The following is a 24,008-nucleotide window of genomic DNA, read 5'->3' as shown; positions in this document are numbered from 1 at the left end:
ATGCCACCGCAGATTGATTCGCGGGCGAGACTCTGGGCCGTGGCGGCTGTCGTGGCCCTCGGGTTCTTCGTCGCGCTGGAACTCGCCGCGCGTCACTACGATCTGCCGGGACCGCTCACCACTCAGGCGCGAGAGCTGATATGCCCGCCCAAGTCAGGCCCCATGCTGTACGCCGGCCTGGCCCTGATGATGGTGGTGCTCACCTGGCGGCAACGGTTCGTCGTGACGGGTGCCGCGGTCGGTATCGACCTCGCCTTCGCGGTGGTCCGGTGGATCTTCGACGTCAAGGTGACCCACGGCCACCCCTTCGGCAACGGCGCGCTGTGGGTGCTCCTGGGCTGCGCGGTCTTCGCCGTCGTCCGCCGCACCGGCCGGGAACGCGTCCTGCTGCTGAAGGGCGTCGGGCTGGGCCTGCTGCTGGTGGCCGGCCGCAAGACCGGTGACACCTGGCTCCTCATCACCGCGAAGAGCCGGCCGGAGGTACTGGACCCGTATCTGGCGAACGCCGACCACGCCCTGGGCAACCCGTCGTGGCTCATGGGCCGGCTCGTCACGGCCACCGGAGCGATCGGGTTCAACTTCCTCGACACCATCTACGGCCAGCTCGCGGTGGCCGCGGTGGTCGTCGCGCTGTACCAACTGCGCAACGTGGCGGCGGAGCGCCGCTTCCCGCGCCACCACCTGGTGCGCACCTTCCTGCTGATCGGCCTGCTCGGACCGGCCATCTACATGATCTTCCCGGTGGTCGGCCCGGTCTTCGCGTACGGCACAGGCACCGACCACTGGGCGTCGATAGCCCTGTGGTCGCCGCAGATACCGAGCGACGGGCACTGGGCGGTGGCGAACCTGTGGCCGCAGACACCGCCACCGATATCCGCCCCGCACTCCATACCGTTCGACAAGGTCACCCCCCGCAACTGCATGCCCAGCCTGCACACGGCGTGGGCCACCGCGATCTTCATCCATTCCCGCACGGGCCCCCGCCTGCTGCGCTACGCGGGCACCTTCTGGCTGATCGCCACCCTCTGCGCCACGCTGGGCTTCGGCTACCACTACGGCGTGGACCTCGTCGCCGGCGTGGTGTTCACCCTCACCATCGAGGCGGGACTGCGCTCGTTCGACCGCGGCTGGGACCGGCCGGGGCTCCGGCTGACCGCCTACGGCGCGACGGTCTTCGTCGCACTCCTGCTGTCGTACCGCTTCCTTCCGGTACGCATGGCCGAGTACCCCTGGCTGGCCGGACCGCTTCTCCTGCTGGCGATGGCCTCGGTGATCTACGGCTATGTCCGCACCGTCGCCCGCCGGGAACCGGCGACCGCGCCGGCGCGCCAGCCACAGCCGCAGCCCGAACTGCTCTGAACCGCCGCGTGCGCCCGGGTCAGCCGCCCGATCAGCCGCCCACCCGCTCGATCCACTCGCTGCTGCCCAGCGGATAGTCGTAGCCCGGGCGGCCCGCATCGGCGCTGGTCCGAAACGGCCTGCCGGCGTTGTCCAGGTGGACGGTGCCGCTGCGGTCACCGCTGGACCAGTCCAGGCTGAGGTCCCAGCGGACGTCGTGCGCCTTGGTGTGGGCGGTGACGTAGAAGACCTCCGGGTCGGACTCGCTGACCTTGTACGGGAAGTCGCGCTGGCCGTTCTTGACGGTGACGGTGGGACTGCCGTTGTCCAGGTCGACGTCGAACGTCTTGGTGCCGACACCGCCGCCGCAGCCGACACCCATCGAGTAGTCGTTCCAGGCGAGCGGCGCACCCTTGGTGAGGACGCGGACGTGCAGGGAGTTCAGGACGACGGTGTCCTCACCGGTGCCCTGCACGGTGAGCGCGACCCGCTGCTCGCCGGAGGAGACCGCCCCGTAGGCGGCGGACCAGCGCGGCGCGTTCTCCTCGTTCGCCGGCGGGCCGACCTGCTCGGGGTCGCTGTCGACGAGGAAGTGCTGGCTGCACGGGTCCTCGTAGACATAGGGGCGGACGGCGACGGCGAGGGGGACGGCCGAGGTGGGCCGGTTCGCGCCCCGCGTGCCGTCGCCCTTCGAGGTGCCGGACCCGGCGTCTGCCGAAGCGGCCGTCCCGGTGGGGGAGGCGGAGGCCGATGCGGACGGCTTGTGTCCGCTTCCGCTCGGGGACGGGGTGGTGGAGGGCTGCGCGGGCTCGCCGACGTCCAGGGTGCCGGTGACCGTCGGCGCCGTGGTGTCCCCGGCGCGGACGTACGTCGGACGCAGGGCATAGGCGACGGTACCCAGCGCGGCGACCAGCGCGACGGCGGCGATCACCGCGGTACGGCGACGACGGAGCCACGAGGGACGACGAGCCTGCACGGCCACGCCCGTCGTATCGATGACAACCGGCTCAGTGTTCTCGCCCCCGGCCTCGCCCTGTCCGTCGTCCGCCGTACCGTCCGAACCGGCTTCCTGGACAGGCTCCCGCGTCGCGCCCTGATCCGCCTTGCGCCCACGTGCCGCGTCGGCCAGGATCCAGCGCCGGTGCAGCTCCACCAACTCCTGCGGTGTGGCCCGGCAGACCCTCGCGAGGCGCTCCACCGGGGCGTACTCGACCGGCACCGCGGTGCCGTTGCAGTAGCGGTGCAGCGTCGACGTACTCATGTGCAGACGTTTGGCGAGCGTCCCGTAACTCAGCCCCGACCGGTCCTTGAGTTCCCGCAGCAGCTGCGCGAACTCCTCCGTCCGCTCGGTCCCCGTTTCCTCCGACACCCGTTCCCCTCAACCCCCCGCGTCCCAGTCACGCATTCCAGGGTCACTGAATTCCCCCTGGTCAGAGCCCGTTTCGGCGTTCCAGTGTCCCCAACTGCCCGCTGAACGTGGCGGTCGGGACGGATCACCTCACAAGCTTCGGTCATCCAATCACCACCGCCACCGGAACACCGAAGGGGCACCACACATGTCCAGCCTCCGCACCTCCCGCACCCGTCTCGTCGCGGCCGCCGCCACCGCCGTCCTCGCCACGCTCTCGCTGAGCGCCTGCAACGACGGGACGGGCGCCCAGGACGAGGGCAGCGGGTCGAGCACGAGCCCTTCGTCCGCGACCTCCTCCCCGACCACGGCCTCCGACTCCCCCGCCTCCTCGGGTTCCTCGGGCTCCTCGGCCGGCAAGGCCCCCTCGGCCGCCACGGACTCCTCGGGCGGCGGGTCGGCAGGCGGCGCCGCGACGACGGCGGCGCACACCGCTGCTTCGAAGGCGCCCGTCTCCTCCGGCCGGCCGGTCACCTGCGAGGGCTCCACCACGAAGACGGTCGCGGCCCCGCTGACCCGTCCCGTGAACCACATGCTGCTCACGGTGACCAACACCGGCAGCAAGAGCTGCTACCTGTACGGCTACCCGGTCGTCCGCTTCGGCGAGGCCCAGTCGGTGCCCCCGGTCATCGAGGACTCGCAGCCGCAGGCGGTCGTCACGCTCAAGCCCGGCGAGTCCGGCTACGCCTCCGTGAACCTGTCCGCCACCGACGGCAGCGGCGCGAACGGCTACACCGCGAAGTCCCTGACCGTCTACTTCCAGGGCCGCTCCGGCAACGGGAGCGTCGGCGCGGGCGCCCACCCGCCGCTGCCCGCGAAGGGCATCTACGTCGACGACTCGCTCAAGGTCACCTACTGGCAGCAGTCGATGGACGACGCCGTGAGCTGGTGACACCACCCGGGCGCCCGGCCGCCCTGGATCTCTTACGAGAGTCTGACGCGGACCGCGTTCCCTACAGGCACACCGTTCCCGCTGGCCACTCTGGTGTCGTTCGCAGCCGCGGACGACACCGCACGGACACCGAGGAACGGACATGGGCATGGACTCCGGCAGGCACGGCGACATGGACAACGGCCACATCGAGCACCGCCGCACGAGCCGGTCCTCCGGCACCCGCAGGGGGCACCGCGGACGTTCCAGGACTCGGCGCGTCGTGATCGGCGGTGGCGCTCTCGCGCTCGCCGGGGCGGCCACCGTGGCCGTGTCCCTGGCCTCCGCCAGTCAGTACTCCGGGAAGGCCGCCGGGGCCGATCACGCTGTCTTCGTCCAGGGCAACGAGCTGGCCGGCAACACCATCCACGTGTTCAAACGGGGCGACGACGGCAAGCTCGAACGCGCGGCGGACTACACGACCGGCGGCAAGGGCGGCGACCAGGTGGACGCCCCCACCGACTCGCTCGCCTCCCAGGGCTCACTCGTCTACGACGACCGCTCGGGGATGCTGCTGGCGGTCAACGCCGGCAGCGGCACGGTGACCTCGTTCCGCGTCGAGGGACAGCGGCTCGGCGAGCGGAAGGTCGTGAGCTCCGGCGGACGGTTCCCGTCGAGCATCGCGGTGCACGGCAGGATCGCGTACGTCATGAACGCGGGCGGCGCGGGCAGCGTCCAGGGCTTCAGGATCACCGGCGGCGGACTTCAGCCGCTGCCCGGCTCCCACCGCTCACTGGGGCTGAACAACAAGGACATACCGCGCTTCGACACCTCTCCGGGCGAGGTCGAGTTCACCCCCGACGGACGGAACCTGGTGGTCACCACCAAGGGCAACAACACCGTCGAGGTGTTCCCGATGAAGCGGAACGGTCTCCCGGCCGTCGCCGCACCGGTGGTCAACAAGTCGGCAGGCGGTGTCCCGTTCGCGATCAGCTTCGACCGGAGCGGGAAGCGGATGCTGGTCGCCGAGGCCGAGAAGTCCACGGTCACCACCTACCAGGTGGGGCGCGACGGCAGGCTGAAGGTCCTTCAGCGGCCCCTGGCCAGCGGTCAGGAGGTGCTGTGCTGGCTGGAGCGGGCGGGCGACTTCTTCTACGGCGGCAACACCGGCAACTCCACCGTCACCGGCTACCGCATGGACGGACACGGCAAGCTCTCCCTGACCGACAAGGTGGGCATCGCCACCCCGCCGTCGAGCAAGTCGCAGGGGGTGATCGACCTGGCCGTCACCAGGGACGCGAGGTTCGTCTACGTCCAGAACGCCACCTCCGGCACCGTCGACGGCTTCCGCGTCGAGACCGACGGCGCCCTCACCAAGGTGACGACGGCAACGGGCCTGCCGGCCTTCGGCGAGTCGGGGATGGAGGGGATCGCCGCCTTCTGAACCGCGGTGCGCGGCGGGCCGTATCGCGTCCGTCGGTCAGCCCGAACCCGGCCCGGAACTGTCGGCCGCCGCGTTCGCGGCGCGGCGGTACTCGGCGTTGATGCGCTGAGCTTCCTCGAGCTGGTCCTCGAGGATGACGATGCGGCACGCGGCCTCGATCGGGGTTCCCCTGTCGACCAGCTCGCGGGCGCGGGCCGCGATCCGCAGCTGGTAGCGGGAGTACCGGCGGTGTCCGCCCTCCGAGCGCAGCGGAGTGATCAGACGGGCCTCGCCGATGGCTCGGAGGAAGCCTGGTGTGGTGCCGAGCATCTCGGCGGCCCGGCCCATGGTGTACGCCGGGTAGTCGTCGTCGTCCAGGCGGTTGCCCAGGGGAATATCTGCTGCCATGTCACCTCGTTGTACAACGCGTCGAGGGGCCCTGATGCCGTACGGCACCAGGGCCCCGAAGGGAATTCAACACCATCTGTCGGCCCTCATGCTGCGCCGACCTTCGGTTTCCGCTACCCGGCCCGATGACGGGAGGGGTGCGGGGATCGCGGCTGCGTGACCGGGGACCACCATCCAATCCGGGGTCTTGCGGTACCCGGACCGAGTCTTTCGGGCCGGGCGATCCTGATGGCGTCTGCTCCTCCGTCCTTGCTCCGAACCAATGCTGAACAGGTACTGCGTACTGCGGTACTGCTACCCGCCAGTTCATGTCTGCGGGTCTTGCTCGACCTTGGCTACGAGAAAAACAGTAACCGTGCCGACGGCCAATGTCTACTCTGACAAGAGGAGATTTTGGCGTTCGAGTGACGCAGACATCCTGAGGCAGGCGATACGACAGTGGGGCCCTTGCCGACACGTGTCGGCAAGGGCCCCACTGGGAGCTGAGAGAGAGGACGTCCTAGGCGGCGGAACCGAAGCCGGTCCGTCGCGGTCCGCCGCGGCGTGCCGCTTCGCCCGCGGGGCGGCCCTGGCCGGACTGGCTCCGGCGGCCGCGACGGCCCCGGGACGAGGACGCGGAGGACGCGCCGCGGGGGCGTTCCGGCTGCGGCGCGGCGATGACGACCGGGACCCCGGACGGGGCCTGGGCGCCGGTGATGCGGCTCAGCTCTGCCTCGCCCGAACGCACCTGGGCGATCTGCGGGGTGATCCCCGCCGAAGCCATCAGCCGGCTCATGTCGCGGCGCTGGTTCGGAGTGACCAGGGTGACGACGCTGCCGGACTCGCCGGCGCGGGCCGTACGGCCGCCGCGGTGCAGGTAGTCCTTGTGGTCGGTGGGCGGGTCGACGTTGACGACGAGGTCGAGGTTGTCGACGTGGATGCCGCGCGCCGCGACGTTGGTCGCCACCAGCACGTTGACGTGCCCGGACTTGAACTGCGTCAGGGTGCGGGTGCGCTGCGGCTGGGACTTGCCGCCGTGCAGGGCCGCCGCGCGGACACCGCTGCTGAGCAGGTGCTTGGTCAGCCGGTCCACCGCGTGCTTGGTGTCGAGGAACATGATCACCCGGCCGTCGCGTGCCGCGATCTCGGTGGTCGTCCGGTGCTTGTCCGCGTCGTGCACATGCAGGACGTGGTGCTCCATCGTGGTGACCGCGCCGGCCGAGGGGTCGACCGAGTGGACGACGGGGTCGTGCAGGTAGCTGCGCACCAGCCGGTCGACGTTGCGGTCCAGGGTGGCCGAGAAGAGCATGCGCTGGCCGCCGGGGCGGACCTGGTCGAGCAGGGCGGTGACCTGGGGCATGAAGCCCATGTCGGCCATCTGGTCGGCCTCGTCGAGGACCGTGATGGCCACCTGGTCAAGGCGGCAGTCGCCCCGGTCGATGAGGTCCTTCAGTCGCCCGGGCGTCGCGACGACCATCTCGGCCCCGGCCCGCAGCGCGCCGGCCTGCCTGCCGATGGACATCCCGCCGACGACGGTGGCCAGCCGCAGGCTCACGGAGCGGGCGTACGGAGTGAGCGCGTCGGTGACCTGCTGGGCGAGCTCGCGGGTGGGGACGAGGACCAGGGCGAGCGGCTGTCGCGGCTCGGCACGGCGTCCCGCCGTACGGGCCAGTGCGGCGAGGCCGAAGGCGAGGGTCTTGCCCGAGCCGGTGCGGCCGCGGCCGAGGACGTCACGGCCGGCCAGGGAGTTGGGCAGGGTCGCCGCCTGGATCGGGAACGGTACGGTCACGCCTTCCTGGGCCAGCGTGGCCAACAGCCGTGCGGGCATGTCGAGATCGGCGAACGCCTCGACGGGGGGCAGCCCGGGCGTGATCGTCCTGGGCGGCGCGAACTCGCCCGACACGGCCTGCCGATTTCCGTGCGGCTTGGAACGGCGCGGGCCGGCGGAGCGGCCACGGGTGGGAGTAGTGCGTGTGCGATTCATGCGAAACCTTCCTTGATACGGCGCGTATCAAGGAATTCCCGCAGCCGATGAGCGGCGCAGAGAATCGCGAGAACGAGCCGAAGGCGATGTGTGATGCGCCCTGAAAAATGCCGCGAGCTGGGGCCCGCACCGCACGGTGCGGGCCCCAGCTGCGAAGTATGCGCTGCGGTGCCGGTGTCAGGCGTTGACGATGTTCTCGGCCGTCGGGCCCTTCTGGCCCTGAGCGATGTCGAAGGACACCTTCTGGCCTTCCTGCAGCTCGCGGAAGCCCTGGGCGGAGATGTTCGAGTAGTGGGCGAAGACGTCGGGGCCGCCGCCGTCCTGCTCGATGAAGCCGAAGCCCTTTTCCGCGTTGAACCACTTCACGGTGCCAGTAGCCATGTCATTTCTCCTTCGGAGGCGGTTTCGGAAATTCACCCTGTGTGAATCTCCGTGTCGCCGTGCTGATTAGCCCGTCGGAAAAAACCTTCTGGCAACCACACCTGCAACTGAGATCGACACTAGCACGGGGGGTCGGACCTGCGGTTTCACTGATTCTGAATCCGACCGCTGTTCGAGGAATACTCGCCGGGCCCCGTCTCTATTTCTCACACCACGGGCACAGATATTGCTCTGCGTGCACGAGTGTTCCGGCCGTGCGCCTGTCTCCACAGCCCTGTGACCTCCTGGGACGCGAGATGCCCGGCCGTCACCGGCGTCGGCGGCCGGTGCGCCCGGCAGGACGAAAGTCACATCGGGTCGAGGCCGGTCAGGGCGTCCAGTTCGGCGGCGTAGAGCAGCGCGGGGTCGAATCCCATCCCGTTGAAGTGGCCGGCGAGTTCCAGCGACAGGGTGCCGTGCAGCCGGGTCCAGAAGGTCAGGGCCCGGTGGAGGGTGGCGGCGGGGGCGGGGTGGCCGTCCGCCCAGTCCCGGTGGTCATCCAGGTGGGTGTCGAACGGTGTCGCCGGGCCGTTCGACGGCAGCGCGGTGAAGGCGTCCAGGATCGTCGCCATGATCTCGGACGCGATCGCGGTGATGTCGTCCGGCGCGTGATAGCCCGGGACGGGCGTGCCGTAGATGAGGAAGTAGCGCTGGGGATCCTCCAGGGCCCATGCCCGCAGGGTGTGAGCCAGCACGGTCACGTCGGCGCCGGAGCGGGAGGCGGCGCGGAAGGTGTCGGCGAGGCTGCGGTACGCGTCCCTGACGAGCTCGGTGATCAGCTCGTCACGGCCCGCGTAGTACCGGTACAGCGCCGGTCCGCTCATGCCCAGCTGCTTGGCGATCGCGTTGAGGGAGAGCGCGGACGCGCCCGCCGTGGCGATCTGCTCCCACGCGCGGTCCTTGATCTCCGTACGCACCTGGGCGCGGTAGCGCTCGCGCGGTGTCTTCGCCTCCGTGTTCACCATGGTTAGAGGTTATCACTGAAGTTATTGACACTTCCAAGCTCGGGCGGTTATAACTTCTAACGAACGCGAAGCCGAGTAACCCAGCGTCTCTGTGGAGGTCGTCATGAACACCGAAGAACTCGTCGAGGTCGTCCTGCCGGGCAAGGTCGACCCCCAGGGGCTGCAGATCCGGCACGGAGCCGTCCCCACCGCCGGGCCCGGCCAGGTCGTGATCCGGATGGAGGCGACCGGTGTCTCCTTCGCCGAGCAGCAGATGCGGCGCGGCCGCTACTACGACCAGCCGCCGTTCCCGTTCGTGCCCGGCTACGACCTCGTCGGCACGGTCCTGGCGACCGGCGAGGGCGTGGCGCCGGACCTGGCCGGCACCCGGGTCGCCGCGCTGGTGAAGGTCGGCGGCTGGGCCAGCCATGTGCTCGTGGACGCGGCGGACGTGGTTCCGGTGCCCGAGGGGATCGGTGCGGCGGAGGCGGAGACCCTCGTCGTCAACGGCATCACCGCCTGGCAGATGCTGCACCGCAAGGCCCGCGTCCGCCCCGGGCAGACCGTCGTCGTGTACGGCGCCAACGGCGGTGTCGGATCGGTCCTGGTCCAGCTCGCCCGGGCCGCGGGCGCCCATGTGATCGGTACGGCGTCCCCGCGCCACCACGAGGCCCTGCGGGAACAGGGAGTCGTCCCGGTCGACTACCGCGCCCGCGACCTCGCCGCGCGGATCCGCGAACTCGCCCCGCACGGCGTACACGCCGTCTTCGACCACGTCGGCGGCCGCGGCCTCGTGGACTCCTGGCGGCTCCTGGCCCCCGGCGGCACGCTCGTCTCGTACGGCAGCGCGACCACCCTTGACGCCGAGGGCTCCAAGCAGTGGCCCGTACTGAAGCTCCTGGGCCGGGTGTGGCTGTGGAACGCGCTGCCCAACCGCCGGCGTGCCTACTTCTTCAACGTGTGGGCCGGCCGGGCCCTGGCCAGGAACCGGTTCCGGTCCCGGCTCCGCGCCGACCTCACCCAGGTCTTCGCCGCCCTCCAGCGCGGCGAGGTCACCGCCCGGATCGCGGCCCGACTGCCGCTCGCCGAGGCCGCCGACGCCCTGCGGCTGGCCGAGTCCGGCACCGTCGCCGGAAAGATCGTCCTCAACCCGTAGCGAGCAGGCGCATACCCGGACCGACCATCGCAACGAGGGGAACACCATGTCCATCAGGCTTCGCACGCTCGCGGTCTCGCTCGCCGTCGTCGGCGTCCTCACCAGCACCGTCCCGGTCGCGCAAGCGGCCCACCAGGGCGGGCCTCCCCGGTGCGGCGGACGCGGCGTCGACGCCGACGCCCGGATCCGCTACCGGTCCGACGTCGTGATCAAGGCGCCGCTGAGCACCGTGTGGAAGCTCCAGACGGACGTCGAACGCTGGCCGTCCTGGCAGCCCCCGGTGCTCACGGCCGAGCGTCTCGACCCCGGCCGGCTGGAGAAGGGGTCGCGGTTCCGGTGGACGACCCCGGTGCCGGCCACCCCCACGACCCCCGCCACCACACTCGGCATCACCTCCACGGTCCGCGAACTCCGGCACCACGACTGCATCCTGTGGAGCGGACCCGCGATCGGGGAGGGGCTGAGCATCGACGAGGGGGTGCACCTGTGGACCTTCAGGAAGGTCAGGGGCGGTGTGCACGTCCACACCGAGGAGACCTGGACCGGCACTCAGGTCGAAGCGGACGTCCCCACCGCGACCGCGGCCCTCGGCGCGGGTCTGGAGGCGTGGCTGCGCGACCTGAAGTCCACCGCGGAGGCCGGGCTCACGAGCCGGCCGTGACACGCCGTCGGATGGCTCATCCAGCATGTTCCCGACCTTTCGGGTCATAACGTACCGGATATGATGAGATTTCATATCTCCCGCCTGGCATGCGCCGCGGCGATCATCGGGGCCGTGTTCGGGGCCGCCCCGCCCGTCGCCGCCGACCAGATGACCCACGTGGTCTTTCCCGGACAGTCGATCCAGCGGGCGGTGGACGCCGCCGAGCCGGGAGACACCGTTCTCCTGGCCCCCGGCACCTATCGCGAGAGCGTCGTGGTGAGCACCCCCGGGATCACCCTGACCGGCTTGGGCCGCAGCACCGTCATCGAGCCGGACACGAAGCAGACCGGCAAGTGTGCCGAGGCCGGCAACGGCATCTGCGTGCTCGGGACGAAGGCCCGCGACGTCGAGGGCGTCACCATCGCCTCCCTCACCGTGACCGGCTTCACCGGGAGCGGCGTGTTCGCCATGGCGACCGACGGGCTGACCGTGCGGCACGTGACCGCGGTGAAGAACGGGGTGTGGGGCATCGCCCAGGAGCGTTCCACCCACGGGGTGTTCAAGAGGAACACCGCCCGGGACAACGGTGACGCCGGTCTGTTCCTCGCGAACACGATCAAGGAGGAGGCGGGCGCCGCGGACACCGGGGGAACCGTGGTCGAACACAACCGCCTGGAGGGCAACCGGATCGGCGTCACCGTCCGGCGCCTGAGGAACCTCACCGTCGCGGACAATTACCTCACCGGCAACTGCGCGGGTGTCTTCGTCGTGGGCGACGAGAACAAGCCGAAGGCCGGCGCACTGACCGTGCGCGACAACACCATCGAGAAAAACAACAAGTCCTGCCCGAAGACGGCACGCCTGGACGCGCTGCAGGGCTCCGGCATCGTGCTGACCGGTGCCGAGGACACCCTGGTGACGGGCAACCGCATCACCGGCAACGTCGGTACGTCCCCGCTGTCGGGCGGCATCGTCCTGTTCAAGAGCTTCGTGGGCACCACCAGCGAGCGGAACCGGATCGCCGACAACGTGCTCGAGGGCAACGCCCCGGCGGACCTCGTCAACACGGACACCACCGGCAAGGGCAACACCTTCGAAGGCAACACCTGTGGGGCGTCCCGGCCCGCGGGACTGTGCTGACCGGCCGTGGCCACTCATGAACTCGCAGAAGGAAGAGGGCACATGACAACCGCACAGACCGCCCCACCGCCGTCCATGCGGCTCAGGGAGCTCGTGTTCGGGGCGGCATGTGCGGCCGCCGTCCGCGCGGCCGCCCGGCTGGGTGTCGCCGACGCCCTCGACGACAGCCCATTGCCCGTGGAGGACCTCGCGGCCGCGGTGAAGACCGAGCCGAAGACCCTGCGACGGCTGCTGCGTGCGCTGTCCTGCTACGGCCTCTTCGCCGAGCAGCCGGACGGGACGTTCGCGCACACCGACATGTCCCGGCTGCTGCGCGAGGACGATCCGAACAGCCTGCGCGCCATCGCACTGTGGTGCACCGAGCCGTGGACCTGGGACGCGTGGCCGATGCTCGACGAGGCGGTGCGAACCGGCCGCAACGTCGTGCAGGACCTGTACGGCAAGGAGTTCTTCCAGTACCTCAACGAGGACGCCCCGGAATCGGCCGACGTCTTCAACCGCGCCATGACCACCTCCAGCGTGCAGTCCGCGCGGGACGTGGCACAGTTCCTCGACCTGTCGGGGAGCACCTCGGTCGCCGACATCGGGGGCGGTCAGGGGCATGTGGTGGCGAGCCTGCTGGAGAAGTATCCAGCGCTCCACGGCACCCTGCTCGACCTGCCGCGCGTGGTGGACAACGTCGACCCACGGCTGCGCGCGGGAGGGGCGCTCGCGGACCGGACGCGCCTGGTGCCCGGTGACTGCCGCGAGGCCGTCCCGGTCCGGGCCGACGTGTACATCATCAAGAACATCCTGGAGTGGGACGACGACAGCACGACCCGCGTCCTGCGCAACGTCATCGCGGCGGGCGGGCCGGGAGCGCGGGTGGTGGCCATCGAGAACCTCGTCGACGACTCGCCGTCGATGCGGTTCAGCACCGCGATGGACCTGTTGCTGCTCCTGAACGTCGGAGGGGCCAAGCACACCACCGAGAGCCTGACCGGCAGGCTGACGGAGGCGGGCCTGGTGATCGACGACATCCGCCCGGTCAACCCGTATCTGCACGCGTTCGACTGCACGATCCCCGCCTGACCCCGTCCCCGGACGGAACCGCCTGACCGACGCTCGCCGGGCACGCGAACAGTGCGTGCCCGGCGAGCGTCGTTCCGCGGTGCTCCGCGGCGGTTCAGGAGCCGGCGTCCCGCTCCCAGCGGTAGAAGCACCGCGCCATCGCGTCCTTCGGCGAACGCCAGGTCGCCGGGTCGTACGCGGTGACGTACGCCGACAGCCGTTCGCTGATGTCCCGGAACTCGGGGTGTCCGGCCGCCTTCGCGATGGCCGGCCCGGGGTCCCGCTCGGACTCGATGAGGTGCAGGTACACGTCGTCGAACTGGAAGAGACTGCGCCGGGCGACCCCGACGAGGTGCGGCAGTTCTCCCCGGTCCGACTCCTCGAACACCTTGGCGATGTCCAGGGCCGACTCCGGGGCCATCCGGGCGACGATCAGGGACTGATGCATCGTCATGTTCTCCGTCCCGCTCAGTCGGACATCATCGACACGGGCCGGCGCTCTCCGGCGGCCTGCTCGATGCGGTCCCGGATCAGCTCCATCTGCACCTTGGAGTTCCGGTTGATGTTGTCCGTCATCCAGGCGTCGTCGACCGGTGCGTCCGGCCTCATCGCGAAGTCCTGCGTCCACACCATCCGGGTGCCCTCGGGGACCTTCTCGTACTGCCACACGATGTTCATGTAGGCGAAGGGCCCGGTCTCGACACGGCGCGCCCGCACGGTGAGCGTGTCGCGGTCCGGTTCCCGCTCCGAGACCCAGCTCCACACCTTGCCGTCCTGGTCGGGATGCATGGTCAGCCGGAAGGTGGTCCGGTTGCCCTCCCGGGAGATGATCTCGGCCGAGGCGTACTCACTGAACAGCTGCGGCCAGCTCTCGACGTCGTTGGTCATGTCCCAGACGAGGTCCACCGGGGCCGCGATGGTGATGTCGTTCTGCGTGTGTCCTGCCATGTCAGGCTCCTGCCAGAAGCGCGCTGTTGACGAGTTCGAGGAACTGCCGGGGGCTCTTGCTCTTCTCCGCGTCGGGAGGCATCGGCGTGCCGTACCGGTTCTCCAGCTCGCCCACGATGCCGAGCAGACCGAGCGAGTCGAGGCCGAAGGTGTCGAAGCCGGACTCCTGCCGCTGCTGGAGCTCCTGCGGGGCGACGGTGATCCCGGCGGCCTTCTTCATGAGCTCGGCCAGCTCTTCCACGGTGATTCGGTCACTCATGCGGTTCCTCTCCTTGCTTGGTGTTGTGTGTGCGACGCCTCGCTAGGAGGCGTCGGCGGCGCCGCGCCGTAGCACCAGCGCCGCGTTCGACCCCATGAGTCCTCGGCTGAGGACCAGTGCCGTGCGCATCTCGCTGGCTCGCGCGCGGGCGGTGACGAGGTCGAGGTCGTGGCAGACGTCGAAGACGTTGGGGGTGGGCGGGATCAGACCGTGCTCCATCGCGAGCACCGCGGCGGCGACGTCCAGCAGGGGTGCCGCGCCGCAGGCCCGGCCGACGGCGGTCTTCGGCGCCGTGACGGGGACGCGGGTGCCGTGCCGGCCAAGCGCGTCCGCGATCGCCAGCGCCTCGGCACGGTCGGCCTCCGGGACACCGAGGGCGTCGGCGAAGACGACGTCGATCTCCTCGGGTGCGCACCCGGCCTCGTCGAGGGCGCCCCGGATCGCCTGGGCCAGTCCCTCCCGGGACTGCTCCCAGCGGGAGGCACCGGTGAACGTCGCCGCGTGTCCCGCCAGCGTGGCCCGCACCGGCACGCCCCGTTCCCGGGCCGAGCTCTCGGCCTCCACCACGACCATGGCACCGCCCTCGGCGGGCACGAATCCGCAGGCCGCGGTGGTGAACGGGCGGTAGGCGCGGTCCGGTTCGGCGACGGTGCTCAACTCGTCGTAGCCGAGCTGGCACACCATCGAGTAAGGGGCCAGCGGCGCCTCGGTCGCGCCGGCCACCATCACATCGGTGCCGCGCCGCACGGCCCGCGCCGCGTGCGCCAGGGCGTCCAGGCCGCCGGCCTCGTCGGAGGCGACCACCCCGCAGGGGCCCTTGAGGCCACGCCGGATGGAGATTTGCCCGGTGCTCGCGGCGTAGAACCAGGCGATGGACTGGTACGGCCCGACGAAGCGGCTGCCCTTGCCCCACAGTTGCTGCAGCTCGCGCTGGCCGAACTCGCCGCCGCCGGACCCGGCGGCGGTGACCACGCCCACGGAGAACGGCGCGGCGTCGGTGTCGGAGCGGCTGAGCCCGGCGTCCTCCAGCGCCATGTCGGCCGCGGCCATCGCGAAGTGCGTGAACCGGTCGGTCTGGACGAGGTAACGCTCCTCGATCGCCGCCGGCGGGTCGAAGTCCCGGATCTGTCCGGCCACCCGCAGCGGCAGGTGCTCGCACCCCTCGCGGGTGATCCGGTCCAGGACGACGACACCCTCACTGGTGGCCTTCCAGAAGGCCTCGGTGCTGTTTCCGTTGGGCGCGACCACGCCGATTCCGGTGACGGCCGCGCGCCGGGGATGCGCTGCGCTCATTCGGTCCTCCCTCTCGGCAGGGTCATGATCACCGCGGACTGGAAGCCGCCGAACCCACTGCCCACGGAGAGCACGCTGCGCAGTCTGCGCTCGCGAGCGACGCGCGGGACGTAGTCCAGGTCGCACTCGGGGTCCGGGGTCTCGTAGTTCGCGGTGGGCGGGACGACCTGGCGGGCCAGGGCCAGGGCGCAGGCGACGACCTCGATCGCCCCGATCGCGCCGAGGGAATGGCCCACCATGGACTTGATGGAGCTCATGGGCGTGTCATAGGCGTGCGAGCCCAGCGCCCGTTTGACCGCGGCCGTCTCGTGCCGGTCGTTCTGCTGGGTGCCCGACCCGTGCGCGTTGACGTAGTCGATCGCCGTGGCGTCGAGCCGGGCCTGGCCGAGGGTGTCCTCGATGGCCCGGGCCATTTCCAGGCCCTCACGGGTCAGACCGGTCATGTGGTAGGCGTTGCCGAAGGTGGCGTAGCCGCCTATCTCGCAGTACACGTGCGCGTCGCGGGCCCGGGCGTGTTCCAGCTCCTCCAGGACCAGTACCGCGCCGCCCTCGCCCATGACGAATCCGTTGCGGTGGGCGTCGAAGGGCCGTGAGGCGTGGGCCGGGTCGTCGTTGCTCGGGGAGGTGGCCTTGATCGCGTCGAAGCAGGCCATGGTGATCGGTGAGATCGGCGAGTCCGAGGCGCCGGCGATGCACACGTCGGCCCTGCCCTCCTCGATCGTGTGGAAGGCGTACCCGACCGCGTCGAGCCCCGAGGTGCAGCCCGTGGAGACGGTCTGCACCGGCCCGCGGGCCTCGAACCGCTCCGCCACCGCCGAGGCGAGGGTGCTGGGCGTGAACGCCCGGTGCAGATGCGGGCCGGCCTTGCGGTGATCCACGTCCCAGTGCTGCCCGCGGTCGCTGACCAGCACGTAGTCGTTCTCCAGCCGGGTGGTTCCGCCGACCGCGGTGCCGAGGGAGACGCCGACCCGCCACGGGTTCTCCCCGGCGAGGTCGAGACCGGAGTCACGTATCGCCTCGTCCCCGGCGACCAGGGCGAACTGGAGGTAGCGGTCGCTCCGGGCGATCTGCTCCGCGTCCAGCCCATGGGCCGCCGGGTCGAAGTCGCACTCGGCGGCGATCTGCGAACGCAACCCGGACGGGTCGAAGAACGTGATGCCGCGGGTCGCCGTACGACCGCTGGTCAGCAGATCCCAGAACGCCGGGACACCGATGCCGCCCGGGGCGACGATTCCTATGCCGGTGACCGCCACGCGCCTCCTCATGAGCGCATCCGGGATCGTTCGGCCGGCCCACCCGCACCCGCGTGGGCCGCTTCCGCCGGGATCGGCCTGCCCTCGGCGTCCTCGGTGTCGACGTGCCCGAGCGGCGGGCTCGGCGCCAGCGGGCCGAGGTGGAAGACCATGCGGGCCTCCACGTTGCCGACGTTGCGGAAGCGGTGCCGCATGTGGGACGGGATCAGGAGCCCCTGCTCGGGTTGGAGCGGGTGCGGCTCGCCGTCCAGGTCCACTTCGAGCTGTCCGCAGACGACGTAGATGAACTCCTCGGAGTACGGGTGGTAGTGCTCGGCGATGCGGTCGCCGGGCTGCACGATGGCCACGCCCATGAAACCGCTGGTGGAGCCGACCGTGGTGGGGGTGAGCATGGCGCGCAGATCGCCTCCGCGCCGGGTGTTGGGCTCGACCTCGCTGAGATCCACCACTCCGGGATGACGTTTGATCACGACGTTCCTCCGAACATGTGCTGCTTCGACATGAGGGCGTGGCCGGTCACGGCCCGATGGCGGCGAGTCAGGCGCCGGGCGCGCGGCGGTCGGTGACGAGATCCATGCGGGAGACCGCGAGGAGGTGAGCCGGGGTGCTGTCCTTCAGCGCCCGGCCGTCCAGTCCGAGGGGTTCGCCGTCGAGCAGAGCCGTCAGCTCGGCCGCCCGGCCGTGGTCCGTGAGACCGAGCACGGGACCGGGGTCGGAGTCGAGGGCGCCGCGTACGTCGACCAGTCGCATCACGACGTCGTCGCGCTGGAAGATCGTGCTGCGCAGCACCGGTCCCCGCGGGTCGTCCGCCGCCGCCTCGTCCTGCCGGGCGAGCAGCTCGGCCAGCCGCATACCGCACCCTTCACGGGCCGGGTAGTACAGCGCGTGCCGCTCGGCCTCCGGGCTCTCCTGACCGGTGGTCACATGGTGGACGGCGGGCAGCGCCGCGCGGGTGAAGAAGAGCCGGGCGGACTCGGGGTCGTCCAGGTCCCGGTCCTGCTCCAGATAGGGGTTGATGGCTTCCTCGACGGCCCGCACCTCGGGCTGCCGGGCGACGTGGCGCAGCGCGGCGAGCAGGTCGCCCCGCACCTCGATGGCCCGGACCACCCGGTTGCCGTGCATGAAGAGGGAGGTGCGGCACAGCCGGGTGGCGTCGTCGACCCGCGGCTCCGGTGAGGTGTAGCCGGCGAGGATCTTGGCGACGGTGTCCTCACTGCCCGGCTTGACCGTGAAGGTGAGGGCGTGACGGATCAGCCCGTCACCGATCCTGGGGGACGCCTGGAGCCGGCGCTCGCCGGGCCCGGTCGGCACCGCCGGGCCGCCCGTCTCGCGGACGATGTGGAAGCGCAGCGACCTGGTGTCCCGGACGCAACTGTGCAGCGGCTCCACCATCCGCACGTGCTCCTCGCTGTTCACCCAGGTGAGAAACGGTGGTGCGCTCTCCCACTCACTGGTGATGAGCCACTGGGAGGGGTTCTCGATGGACTGGCACAGCTGGTCGCTGACATGTCCGGGAACGGAGGCGACCTGGCTGCACAGGCTCTCGTACGCCTCGAGGAACTGCTGCTGGGCCCCGTCGTAGACGTCCACCAGCAGGACGACACGGAGCCTGGAGCCGTCGAACACGGACTGGGAGACCCGCTGTGACGCCTGCTGCTCAGGCGCTTTCGAAACACGGTCGGACGTGGTGGTCATCCTGGGTACATCTCCTTCGGGGGCAGAGGCGGACGAACGTCGTTCACGGGGGATGACGTCGGCGTTCCTCGATCGTCAGGCCGCCCCCGCAAGCGCGCGACTCGTATGCACCGTGGGGGTGACCGGCCGGCCCGGCGGCCGGTCGGGGCGGGCTCAGAGGAGGTGGGCGAAGACCACGAGGTTGTCCGTGTAGTCCCGGGCCGAACGGTCGTAGTCACCCGCACAGGTGATGAGCCGGACCTGGGCCGTGGCCGTGTCCTCGTAGACCCGCCGGCTGGGGAAGTGGCCCTTGTCGAACGTCTCCACGCTGTCGACCACGAAGGACGCTCTGCGCCCGTCGGCCCGGTCGACGTGGAAGACGTCGCCTTTCGCGAGTTCTCCGAGGTTCACGAAGACGGCCGCCGACGTCGCCGTGTCCACGTGCCCGGCGATGATCGCCGTGCCCGTCTCCCCGGGCGAGGCGCCCTTGGCGTGCCAGCCGACGAGGTTGGTGTCGTGGGCGGGCGGCGGCTCGAGACGGCCCGAGGGACCGATGGCGAGGTCCGTGAACGGCGCGTCGACCGAGATCTTCGGAATGAGCAGACGCACGGGCCTCGATCGCGGCAGATGCCGGCCGGCCGGCTGTCCGGCCGCCTGCCGGGGTGGCAGAGCCGAAGCGGAGACGGGTGCGGCCGGCGGCGGCGAGGCGTCGGACGACGACTCGTCGTGGCCGCCGAACAGTCCCGCGGCCAGCACCAGGATCGCCACGGCGCTCAGCATGATCCTGGTGTGGGATCCCTGCCCGGTCGGGGCGGGCTCCTCGTGGCCGGGATCGTCTGCGGGGGTAGGGGGAGGGGGAGGGACTGCCATCGGAGACCACCTCACCAGGGGACGGCAGCGGATCGGACGTACGGGGCACGGGGAGGGCCGGCCGGGCCGCCACGCGGCACGCGCGTGGCGGCCACAGCGGCTATCGCGTCCGGCATGGCTCAGGCCATGCTTCCGGCGACCTTCCTACGGCGTGTCGCGTACAGGCCGGTTCCGGCGACCGCCAGCACGGCGAGCCCGCCCGCGGTCATCGCCGGGGAGGCCAGCCCGCCGCCCCCGGTGTGCATGCCGCCGCTGGGCTTCTCGTGGCTGCCGCTCCAGCCGCCGCCGTCGTGCTTGCCGCCGGATTCCTGGCCGTGCTCGTCGCCCTTGTCCTTGTAGGTCTCCGGGTCGTACTTGGGGTCCTTGCTCTCCTTGCTGTAGGAGGAGTCCGACGAATCCCAGTCGTCCCCGGCCGCGTAGGCGCCGGAGGCGCCGAGAGCCAGGACGGCCGAGGCCGCCGCGGTGGTCAGGAGGATGCGAGCAGAGCGCATGTGACGTTCCTTCCGTCGGCGGCCGGGCAGCTGGTGCTTCGTCAGCTAAATGGGCCCTCCCCCGACGTGATCCACCGTCAGCCAGGTGCGTCCCCGCCACCACTCGGGGCGGTCACCCGGGTGAACGCGCCCGGATCGGACGGGAGTCAGACCGACCCCAGCAGCGTGGCCAGGACCTGGCGCAGCGCCGACTCGGCATCCGGGACAGGACCGGGCGACCGCCAGGCCACGAACCCGTCGGGCCTGACGAGTACGGCCCCCTCGGGCGTCGTTCCGTGGACGGCCGACCAGTCCGCGTCGCCCTCGGGAGTCAGCTCGGCACCGGAGCCGTCGCCCACCCGGTACGAGGTCAGCGGGACGGAGGTCTCCTCGGCGAGGCGGACGGCGGCCCGGTGCCAGCCACTTGGGTCGCCGGCAGCACTGAGCAGGACGAAGGACGTCTCGTAGAGGTCCAGGGTGGAGATCCGCTCACCCCGGTGCCGTACGGCCATGTGGGGCGCCCTGCTGCCGGGTGCGCCGGACAGGTCGAGGCGTTCGGGGACGACCGGAGTCGCCGGGTCGGCGCCGACGACGGCGCCCTGCGGATAGCGGTAGCCGAGGGCCACGTTGAGGATGCCGCGCTGTGGGCCACCGCCGCCGCCCGCGCCGGGCGAGGGGGCGAAACCGGGATGGCTGTGCTCGACCGACCGTGCGGCGGCGCGGGCGCTGGTCGCCTCCGCGACGGGGCGGCGCTCGGCGTCGTACGTGTCCAGCAGCGCCTCCCCGGCCCAGCCGCCGATCACCGCGGCGAGCTTCCAGGCGAGGTTGTGCGCGTCCTGGATACCGGTGTTGGAGCCGAACGCCCCGGTGGGGGACATCTCGTGGGCCGAGTCGCCGGCCAGGAAGACGCGTCCCGCGCGGTAGCTCCGGGCGACCCGTTGGGCGGCGTGCCAGGGGGCCCTGCCGGTGATCTGCACGTCGAGGTCGGCGACGCCGATCGCGCGGCGGATGTGTTCGACACACCGCTCGTCGGTGAAGTCCTCGAGCGTCTCGCCGCGTTCGGGGTGCCAGGGAGCGTGGAAGACCCAGTTCTCCCGGTTGTCCACGGGCAGCAGCGCACCGTCGGCCGCCGGGTCGGTCAGATAGCAGACGATGAAGCGGCGTTCGCCCACGACCTCGGCGAGGCCACGGGAGCGGAAGGTGATGCTGACGTTGCTGAACAGGTCGCCGGGACCGCTCTGGCCGATGCCCAGCTGCTCGCGGACGGGGCTGCGGGGACCGTCGGCGGCGACGAGGTAGTCCGCGAGGAAGGTGGTGTGCTCGCCGGTCTCCCGGCTCTTGACCACCGCGGTGACGCCGGAGGGCCCGCTCTCGAACGACAGCAGTTCGGTGGCGTACCGAAGGTCGCCGCCGAGCCGCCCGGCGTGTTCGAGCAGCACCGGCTCCAGGTCGTTCTGGCTGCACAGGCACCATGAGCTGGAGCTGAAGCGGGCCAGTCCGCCGCCCGGGTCGATGTCCCGGAAGAGCCACTCGCCCGCGTCGCCGACGAGGGTGGGTGTCTGCAGGATTCCGTGGTTGTCGGCCAGCGTGGCGGCGGCGTCCCGGATCCCCGTTTCCACGCCGGCCGTCCGGAACAGCTCCATCGTGCGGACGTTGTTGCCCCGTCCGCGGGGGTGGATGGAGGTGCCGGCGTGCCGTTCCACCAGTGTGTGCCGTACGCCCAATCGGCCCAGGAACAGCGAGGTCGACAGGCCGACGAGGGAACCGCCGACGATGAGGACCGGGACCCGGTGGGTCGTGTGGCCGGTCTGGACCTGTTTCTGGTTCATCACTCGCCTCCAGCGCGTCGTGTCCGCCGACTCGTCCGGATACGGCGGGGACCTTCATCCATGCCCCGCGACGCGCACGCGGGCCCAAGCTTCACCCGCTCAACACGCCGGGTTCGCCGACTCGGCAGAGTGCCGCTCGGCCGCTCGGCCCGCACCGGCGTACCGCCGCGTCAGTGTTTCGGCAGCACCGCCTCCGGATTGCCGTAGTAGGCGCCGGGCCCGTGTTTGCGGGTGTAGTGGCGCTCGAGCAGGTGGGCGGGTGGCGGTGCCGCCGGGGAGAGGGACAGGGTGTGGAGGGCGATGTCGGCGACGGCCTCGCAGATGATCGCGTGTTCCAGGGACTTGCGGGCGGTGGTGCCCCAGGTGAAGGGGCCGTGGTTCGCCACGAGGGCCGCGGGGACCTCGACTGCCTTCTGGTCCTCCTCCCCAAGGAGATCCACGATGACGACACCGGTGTTGTACTCGTAGTCCTTCGCGCATTGTTCGGGGGTGAGGTCGCGGGTGACGGGGATGGGGCCGTTGAAGGTGTCGGCGTGGGTGGTGCCGAGGACCGGTATGTCGCGGCGGGCCTGGGCGAAGGCGACCGCGTGGGTGGAGTGGGTGTGGGTGACGCCGCCGATGGAGGGGAAGGCGCGGTAGAGGCAGCGGTGGGTCTCGGTGTCGGTGGAGGGGCGTAGATCGCCGTCCACCACGGCGCCGTCGGACAGTCGGACCGTCACCAGGTCGTCGAGAGCGAGATCCTCGTAGGGAACCCCTGAGGGCTTGATGACGAAGACGCCCGCCTCGCGGTCGACTCCGCTCACGTTGCCCCAGGTCAGGGTCGCCAGGCCGACCTGGGGGATGGCGAGGTTCGCCTCCAGTACCTCCCGGCGCAGGCTCTCCGGGACAGTGGTGGTCATCGGTGTTCTCCTTCGTGCCGGTGAGAGGTCACAGGGCCTGGGCGAGGCGGTGGTAGGCGGCGTTCCAGCGGATTTCCTTGGCGAACTGGTCGGTGCTGGTGTGTTCGTCGATGGTGAGCAGTTCGACGCCGGTCATGGCGGCGTAGTCGGTCAGCGTCTCGACGTCGACGGCCGAGCTGAGCACGGTGTGGTGCGGGGCGCCGGCCAGCAGCCAGCTCTCGGCGGACTCCGCGAGTGAGGGGCGCGGTTTCCACACCGCCCGGGCCACGGGGAGGNAACTGGTCGGTGCTGGTGTGTTCGTCGATGGTGAGCAGTTCGACGCCGGTCATGGCGGCGTAGTCGGTCAGCGTCTCGACGTCGACGGCCGAGCTGAGCACGGTGTGGTGCGGGGCGCCGGCCAGCAGCCAGCTCTCGGCGGACTCCGCGAGTGAGGGGCGCGGTTTCCACACCGCCCGGGCCACGGGGAGGTGGGGCAGGGGTTCGCTGGGGCCGACGACGTCGACGGCGTTGGCGGTCAGTCGGAAGCGGTCGCCGAGGTCGCAGAGGCCGACGACCACGGCGGGGCCTTCGGCGGCGTCGAAGACCAGGCGGACCGGGTCCTCGCGGCCACCGATGGACAGCGGGTGGATCTCGCAGCGGGGCCGGGCGGCGGCCACCGAGGGGCAGACCTCCAGCATGTGCGCGCCGAGCACGCGCGGGGTGCCCGGGCCGAGGTGGTAGGTGTAGTCCTCCATGAACGTGGTGCCGCCGGGCCGGCCCTGGCCCATGACCTTCATCGTGCGCAGCAGTGCGGAGGTCTTCCAGTCGCCCTCGCCGCCGAAGCCGTAGCCGTCGGCCATCAGGCGCTGGACGGCCAGGCCGGGCAGCTGGCGCAGGCCGCCGAGGTCCTCGAAGTTGGTGGTGAAGGCGGTGAAGCCGCCCTCGGTGAGGAAGGTGCGCAGGCCCAGTTCCTGGCGGGCCGCGTACAGGAGGGAGTCGTGGCGGATCCCGCCGGGGCGCAGGGAGGGCACGACGTCGTACGACTCGACGTACTCGGCGGCGAGTTCGGCCGCCGCCTTGTCCTCCACGGCGTCCACGACGGCGACCAGGTCATTGACCGCGTAGGTGTTCACCGAGAAGCCGAACCGCAACTGCGCCTCGACCTTGTCGCCCTCGGTGACGGCGACGTCGCGCATGTTGTCGCCGAAGCGCGCCAGACGCAGCGTGCGCGCCGCCTGGCGGCCCGCGGCGGCTCTCGTCCAGGCGGCGACCCGCCGGATCACACGGGGATCGGTCGCGTGACCGGCGACGATCTTGCGGTCGATGCCGAGCCGGGACTCGATGTGGGCGAACTCGCGGTCGCCGTGGGCAGCCTGGTTGAGGTTCATGAAGTCCATGTCGATGCTCGACCAGGGCAGCGACAGGTTGTACTGGGTGTGCAGATGCAGCACGGGGCGGTCCAGCGCGCTCAGTCCCGCGATCCACATCTTGGCCGGGGAGAAGGTGTGCATCCACACGATCACGCCCACACACGTGTCCGAGGAGGAGGCCTCCTGGCACAGCCGGCGGATCGAGTCGGCGTCGGTGAGCACCGGTTTCCACACGATCCGCAGGGCGATCGGCTCTGCCGCGTCGAGTCGTTCGGCGATCTTCCGTGCCTGGTGGGCGACTTGGCTCAGGGTCTCCTCGCCGTACAGGCCCTGGCTTCCGGTGAGAAACCAGATCTCCTGGCCGGCGGACGGTATTTCGGGAGCGGTCATGACGGAGGTT

At 70.8% G+C, this 24,008-nt stretch carries 25 protein-coding genes; 7 read left to right on the top strand and 18 right to left on the bottom strand.

What is annotated here, in order from left to right; all coding sequences use genetic code 11:
* The first annotated feature begins 39 nt into the window (after nt 1–39).
* A complete protein-coding gene (locus BFN33_RS09100; RefSeq protein WP_069759386.1) occupies nt 40–1,359 on the top strand; it encodes a phosphatase PAP2 family protein in 1,320 nt (439 codons plus the stop codon).
* Between the two features lie 31 nt (nt 1,360–1,390).
* Here BFN33_RS09100 and BFN33_RS09095 read toward each other — a convergent pair whose 3' ends face one another.
* The gene (locus BFN33_RS09095; protein ID WP_069759385.1) at nt 1,391–2,707 is read right to left on the bottom strand and encodes a helix-turn-helix transcriptional regulator; all 1,317 of its coding nucleotides are present in this window, start codon (nt 2,705–2,707) and stop codon (nt 1,391–1,393) included.
* A gap of 187 nt (nt 2,708–2,894) precedes the next feature.
* Here BFN33_RS09095 and BFN33_RS09090 point away from each other — a divergent pair, with 187 nt between their 5' ends.
* A complete protein-coding gene (locus tag BFN33_RS09090) occupies nt 2,895–3,638 on the top strand; it encodes a DUF4232 domain-containing protein (protein ID WP_069759384.1) in 744 nt (247 codons plus the stop codon).
* A gap of 142 nt (nt 3,639–3,780) precedes the next feature.
* On the top strand, nt 3,781–5,061 hold the full coding sequence (locus BFN33_RS09085) for a beta-propeller fold lactonase family protein (protein WP_256122696.1): 1,281 nt from the start codon (nt 3,781–3,783) through the stop codon (nt 5,059–5,061).
* A 36-nt stretch (nt 5,062–5,097) separates the two neighbouring features.
* Here BFN33_RS09085 and BFN33_RS09080 read toward each other — a convergent pair whose 3' ends face one another.
* From BFN33_RS09080 to BFN33_RS09065, 4 genes are all read right to left on the bottom strand, one after another.
* Nucleotides 5,098–5,448, bottom strand: a complete 351-nt coding sequence (locus BFN33_RS09080) for a MerR family transcriptional regulator (protein WP_069759383.1) — start codon at nt 5,446–5,448, stop codon at nt 5,098–5,100.
* A 499-nt stretch (nt 5,449–5,947) separates the two neighbouring features.
* Entirely contained in the window at nt 5,948–7,411 is a 1,464-nt protein-coding gene (locus tag BFN33_RS09075) for a DEAD/DEAH box helicase (protein ID WP_069759382.1), read from the bottom strand.
* A 177-nt stretch (nt 7,412–7,588) separates the two neighbouring features.
* The gene (locus BFN33_RS09070) at nt 7,589–7,792 is read right to left on the bottom strand and encodes a cold-shock protein (protein ID WP_069759381.1); all 204 of its coding nucleotides are present in this window, start codon (nt 7,790–7,792) and stop codon (nt 7,589–7,591) included.
* Nucleotides 7,793–8,139: 347 nt separating this feature from the next.
* Nucleotides 8,140–8,796, bottom strand: a complete 657-nt coding sequence (locus BFN33_RS09065; protein WP_069759380.1) for a TetR/AcrR family transcriptional regulator — start codon at nt 8,794–8,796, stop codon at nt 8,140–8,142.
* Between the two features lie 103 nt (nt 8,797–8,899).
* Here BFN33_RS09065 and BFN33_RS09060 point away from each other — a divergent pair, with 103 nt between their 5' ends.
* From BFN33_RS09060 to BFN33_RS09045, 4 genes are read left to right on the top strand one after another with little or no spacing between them, the layout of a single operon-like run.
* The gene (locus BFN33_RS09060) at nt 8,900–9,931 is read left to right on the top strand and encodes a medium chain dehydrogenase/reductase family protein (protein ID WP_069759666.1); all 1,032 of its coding nucleotides are present in this window, start codon (nt 8,900–8,902) and stop codon (nt 9,929–9,931) included.
* A gap of 46 nt (nt 9,932–9,977) precedes the next feature.
* Nucleotides 9,978–10,592, top strand: a complete 615-nt coding sequence (locus BFN33_RS09055; protein WP_069759379.1) for an SRPBCC family protein — start codon at nt 9,978–9,980, stop codon at nt 10,590–10,592.
* A 60-nt stretch (nt 10,593–10,652) separates the two neighbouring features.
* Nucleotides 10,653–11,714, top strand: a complete 1,062-nt coding sequence (locus BFN33_RS09050) for a nitrous oxide reductase family maturation protein NosD (RefSeq protein ID WP_069759378.1) — start codon at nt 10,653–10,655, stop codon at nt 11,712–11,714.
* 42 nt (nt 11,715–11,756) lie between these two features.
* Nucleotides 11,757–12,785 carry a methyltransferase gene (locus BFN33_RS09045; RefSeq protein ID WP_069759377.1) on the top strand — a complete coding sequence of 343 codons (1,029 nt, stop codon included), beginning with the start codon at nt 11,757–11,759 and terminating at the stop codon, nt 12,783–12,785.
* Nucleotides 12,786–12,879: 94 nt separating this feature from the next.
* On the opposite strand, the gene BFN33_RS09040 is transcribed toward BFN33_RS09045, so the two are convergent.
* From BFN33_RS09040 to araA, 13 genes are all read right to left on the bottom strand, one after another.
* Nucleotides 12,880–13,212, bottom strand: coding sequence for a TcmI family type II polyketide cyclase (locus BFN33_RS09040; protein WP_057609423.1), 333 nt, complete (start codon nt 13,210–13,212; stop codon nt 12,880–12,882).
* A gap of 20 nt (nt 13,213–13,232) precedes the next feature.
* On the bottom strand, nt 13,233–13,712 hold the full coding sequence (locus BFN33_RS09035; RefSeq protein WP_069759376.1) for an SRPBCC family protein: 480 nt from the start codon (nt 13,710–13,712) through the stop codon (nt 13,233–13,235).
* A gap of 1 nt (nt 13,713) precedes the next feature.
* Nucleotides 13,714–13,971 (bottom strand): acyl carrier protein, encoded by a 258-nt coding sequence (locus tag BFN33_RS09030; protein ID WP_069759375.1) that lies wholly within the window; start codon nt 13,969–13,971, stop codon nt 13,714–13,716.
* 42 nt (nt 13,972–14,013) lie between these two features.
* Nucleotides 14,014–15,264: a ketosynthase chain-length factor gene (locus BFN33_RS09025; RefSeq protein WP_069759374.1), complete on the bottom strand. Its 1,251-nt coding sequence runs from the start codon at nt 15,262–15,264 to the stop codon at nt 14,014–14,016.
* Nucleotides 15,261–16,529 carry a beta-ketoacyl synthase gene (locus BFN33_RS09020; RefSeq protein ID WP_069759373.1) on the bottom strand — a complete coding sequence of 423 codons (1,269 nt, stop codon included), beginning with the start codon at nt 16,527–16,529 and terminating at the stop codon, nt 15,261–15,263. The genes BFN33_RS09025 and BFN33_RS09020 overlap by 4 nt, the downstream gene beginning before the upstream one ends.
* Nucleotides 16,526–16,987: a cupin domain-containing protein gene (locus tag BFN33_RS09015; RefSeq protein ID WP_069759372.1), complete on the bottom strand. Its 462-nt coding sequence runs from the start codon at nt 16,985–16,987 to the stop codon at nt 16,526–16,528. The genes BFN33_RS09020 and BFN33_RS09015 overlap by 4 nt, the downstream gene beginning before the upstream one ends.
* Nucleotides 16,988–17,054: 67 nt before the next feature.
* On the bottom strand, nt 17,055–18,212 hold the full coding sequence (locus BFN33_RS09010; protein WP_069759371.1) for a SchA/CurD-like domain-containing protein: 1,158 nt from the start codon (nt 18,210–18,212) through the stop codon (nt 17,055–17,057).
* A gap of 153 nt (nt 18,213–18,365) precedes the next feature.
* A complete protein-coding gene (locus BFN33_RS09005; RefSeq protein ID WP_079140729.1) occupies nt 18,366–19,061 on the bottom strand; it encodes a class F sortase in 696 nt (231 codons plus the stop codon).
* A gap of 119 nt (nt 19,062–19,180) precedes the next feature.
* Nucleotides 19,181–19,552, bottom strand: a complete 372-nt coding sequence (locus tag BFN33_RS09000; protein WP_069759369.1) for a hypothetical protein — start codon at nt 19,550–19,552, stop codon at nt 19,181–19,183.
* A 146-nt stretch (nt 19,553–19,698) separates the two neighbouring features.
* Entirely contained in the window at nt 19,699–21,360 is a 1,662-nt protein-coding gene (locus BFN33_RS08995) for an FAD-dependent monooxygenase (protein WP_069759368.1), read from the bottom strand.
* Nucleotides 21,361–21,530: 170 nt separating this feature from the next.
* Nucleotides 21,531–22,259 carry an L-ribulose-5-phosphate 4-epimerase AraD gene (gene araD, locus BFN33_RS08990; protein ID WP_069759367.1) on the bottom strand — a complete coding sequence of 243 codons (729 nt, stop codon included), beginning with the start codon at nt 22,257–22,259 and terminating at the stop codon, nt 21,531–21,533.
* 28 nt (nt 22,260–22,287) lie between these two features.
* Nucleotides 22,288–22,515, bottom strand: coding sequence for a hypothetical protein (locus BFN33_RS49590; protein ID WP_256122707.1), 228 nt, complete (start codon nt 22,513–22,515; stop codon nt 22,288–22,290).
* 20 nt (nt 22,516–22,535) lie between these two features.
* On the bottom strand, nt 22,536–23,998 hold a 1,463-nt coding region (araA, locus tag BFN33_RS08985), incomplete at its 3' end, for an L-arabinose isomerase (RefSeq protein ID WP_141757957.1).
* Nucleotides 23,999–24,008 lie beyond the last annotated feature (10 nt).

Source organism: Streptomyces sp. LUP47B, from assembly GCF_001746295.1.
Lineage (GTDB): Bacteria > Actinomycetota > Actinomycetes > Streptomycetales > Streptomycetaceae > Streptomyces.
Note: the sequence above shows the minus strand (reverse complement) of the source record. Positions and strands in the feature narration are given on the sequence as shown.

What these genes read in the sequence shown, in the direction of transcription:
- BFN33_RS09090 (WP_069759384.1), top strand. Translation starts at nt 2,895, where the DNA reads ATGTCCAGCCTCCGCACCTCCCGCACCCGTCTCGTCGCGGCCGCCGCC.
- BFN33_RS09085 (WP_256122696.1), top strand. Translation starts at nt 3,781, where the DNA reads ATGGGCATGGACTCCGGCAGGCACGGCGACATGGACAACGGCCACATC.
- BFN33_RS09080 (WP_069759383.1), bottom strand. Translation starts at nt 5,448, where the DNA reads ATGGCAGCAGATATTCCCCTGGGCAACCGCCTGGACGACGACGACTAC.
- BFN33_RS09075 (WP_069759382.1), bottom strand. Translation starts at nt 7,411, where the DNA reads ATGAATCGCACACGCACTACTCCCACCCGTGGCCGCTCCGCCGGCCCG.
- BFN33_RS09070 (WP_069759381.1), bottom strand. Translation starts at nt 7,792, where the DNA reads ATGGCTACTGGCACCGTGAAGTGGTTCAACGCGGAAAAGGGCTTCGGC.
- BFN33_RS09065 (WP_069759380.1), bottom strand. Translation starts at nt 8,796, where the DNA reads ATGGTGAACACGGAGGCGAAGACACCGCGCGAGCGCTACCGCGCCCAG.
- BFN33_RS09060 (WP_069759666.1), top strand. Translation starts at nt 8,900, where the DNA reads ATGAACACCGAAGAACTCGTCGAGGTCGTCCTGCCGGGCAAGGTCGAC.
- BFN33_RS09055 (WP_069759379.1), top strand. Translation starts at nt 9,978, where the DNA reads ATGTCCATCAGGCTTCGCACGCTCGCGGTCTCGCTCGCCGTCGTCGGC.
- BFN33_RS09050 (WP_069759378.1), top strand. Translation starts at nt 10,653, where the DNA reads ATGATGAGATTTCATATCTCCCGCCTGGCATGCGCCGCGGCGATCATC.
- BFN33_RS09045 (WP_069759377.1), top strand. Translation starts at nt 11,757, where the DNA reads ATGACAACCGCACAGACCGCCCCACCGCCGTCCATGCGGCTCAGGGAG.
- BFN33_RS09040 (WP_057609423.1), bottom strand. Translation starts at nt 13,212, where the DNA reads ATGCATCAGTCCCTGATCGTCGCCCGGATGGCCCCGGAGTCGGCCCTG.
- BFN33_RS09035 (WP_069759376.1), bottom strand. Translation starts at nt 13,712, where the DNA reads ATGGCAGGACACACGCAGAACGACATCACCATCGCGGCCCCGGTGGAC.
- BFN33_RS09030 (WP_069759375.1), bottom strand. Translation starts at nt 13,971, where the DNA reads ATGAGTGACCGAATCACCGTGGAAGAGCTGGCCGAGCTCATGAAGAAG.
- BFN33_RS09025 (WP_069759374.1), bottom strand. Translation starts at nt 15,264, where the DNA reads ATGAGCGCAGCGCATCCCCGGCGCGCGGCCGTCACCGGAATCGGCGTG.
- BFN33_RS09020 (WP_069759373.1), bottom strand. Translation starts at nt 16,529, where the DNA reads ATGAGGAGGCGCGTGGCGGTCACCGGCATAGGAATCGTCGCCCCGGGC.
- BFN33_RS09010 (WP_069759371.1), bottom strand. Translation starts at nt 18,212, where the DNA reads ATGACCACCACGTCCGACCGTGTTTCGAAAGCGCCTGAGCAGCAGGCG.
- BFN33_RS09005 (WP_079140729.1), bottom strand. Translation starts at nt 19,061, where the DNA reads ATGGCAGTCCCTCCCCCTCCCCCTACCCCCGCAGACGATCCCGGCCAC.
- BFN33_RS09000 (WP_069759369.1), bottom strand. Translation starts at nt 19,552, where the DNA reads ATGCGCTCTGCTCGCATCCTCCTGACCACCGCGGCGGCCTCGGCCGTC.
- BFN33_RS08995 (WP_069759368.1), bottom strand. Translation starts at nt 21,360, where the DNA reads ATGAACCAGAAACAGGTCCAGACCGGCCACACGACCCACCGGGTCCCG.
- araD (WP_069759367.1), bottom strand. Translation starts at nt 22,259, where the DNA reads ATGACCACCACTGTCCCGGAGAGCCTGCGCCGGGAGGTACTGGAGGCG.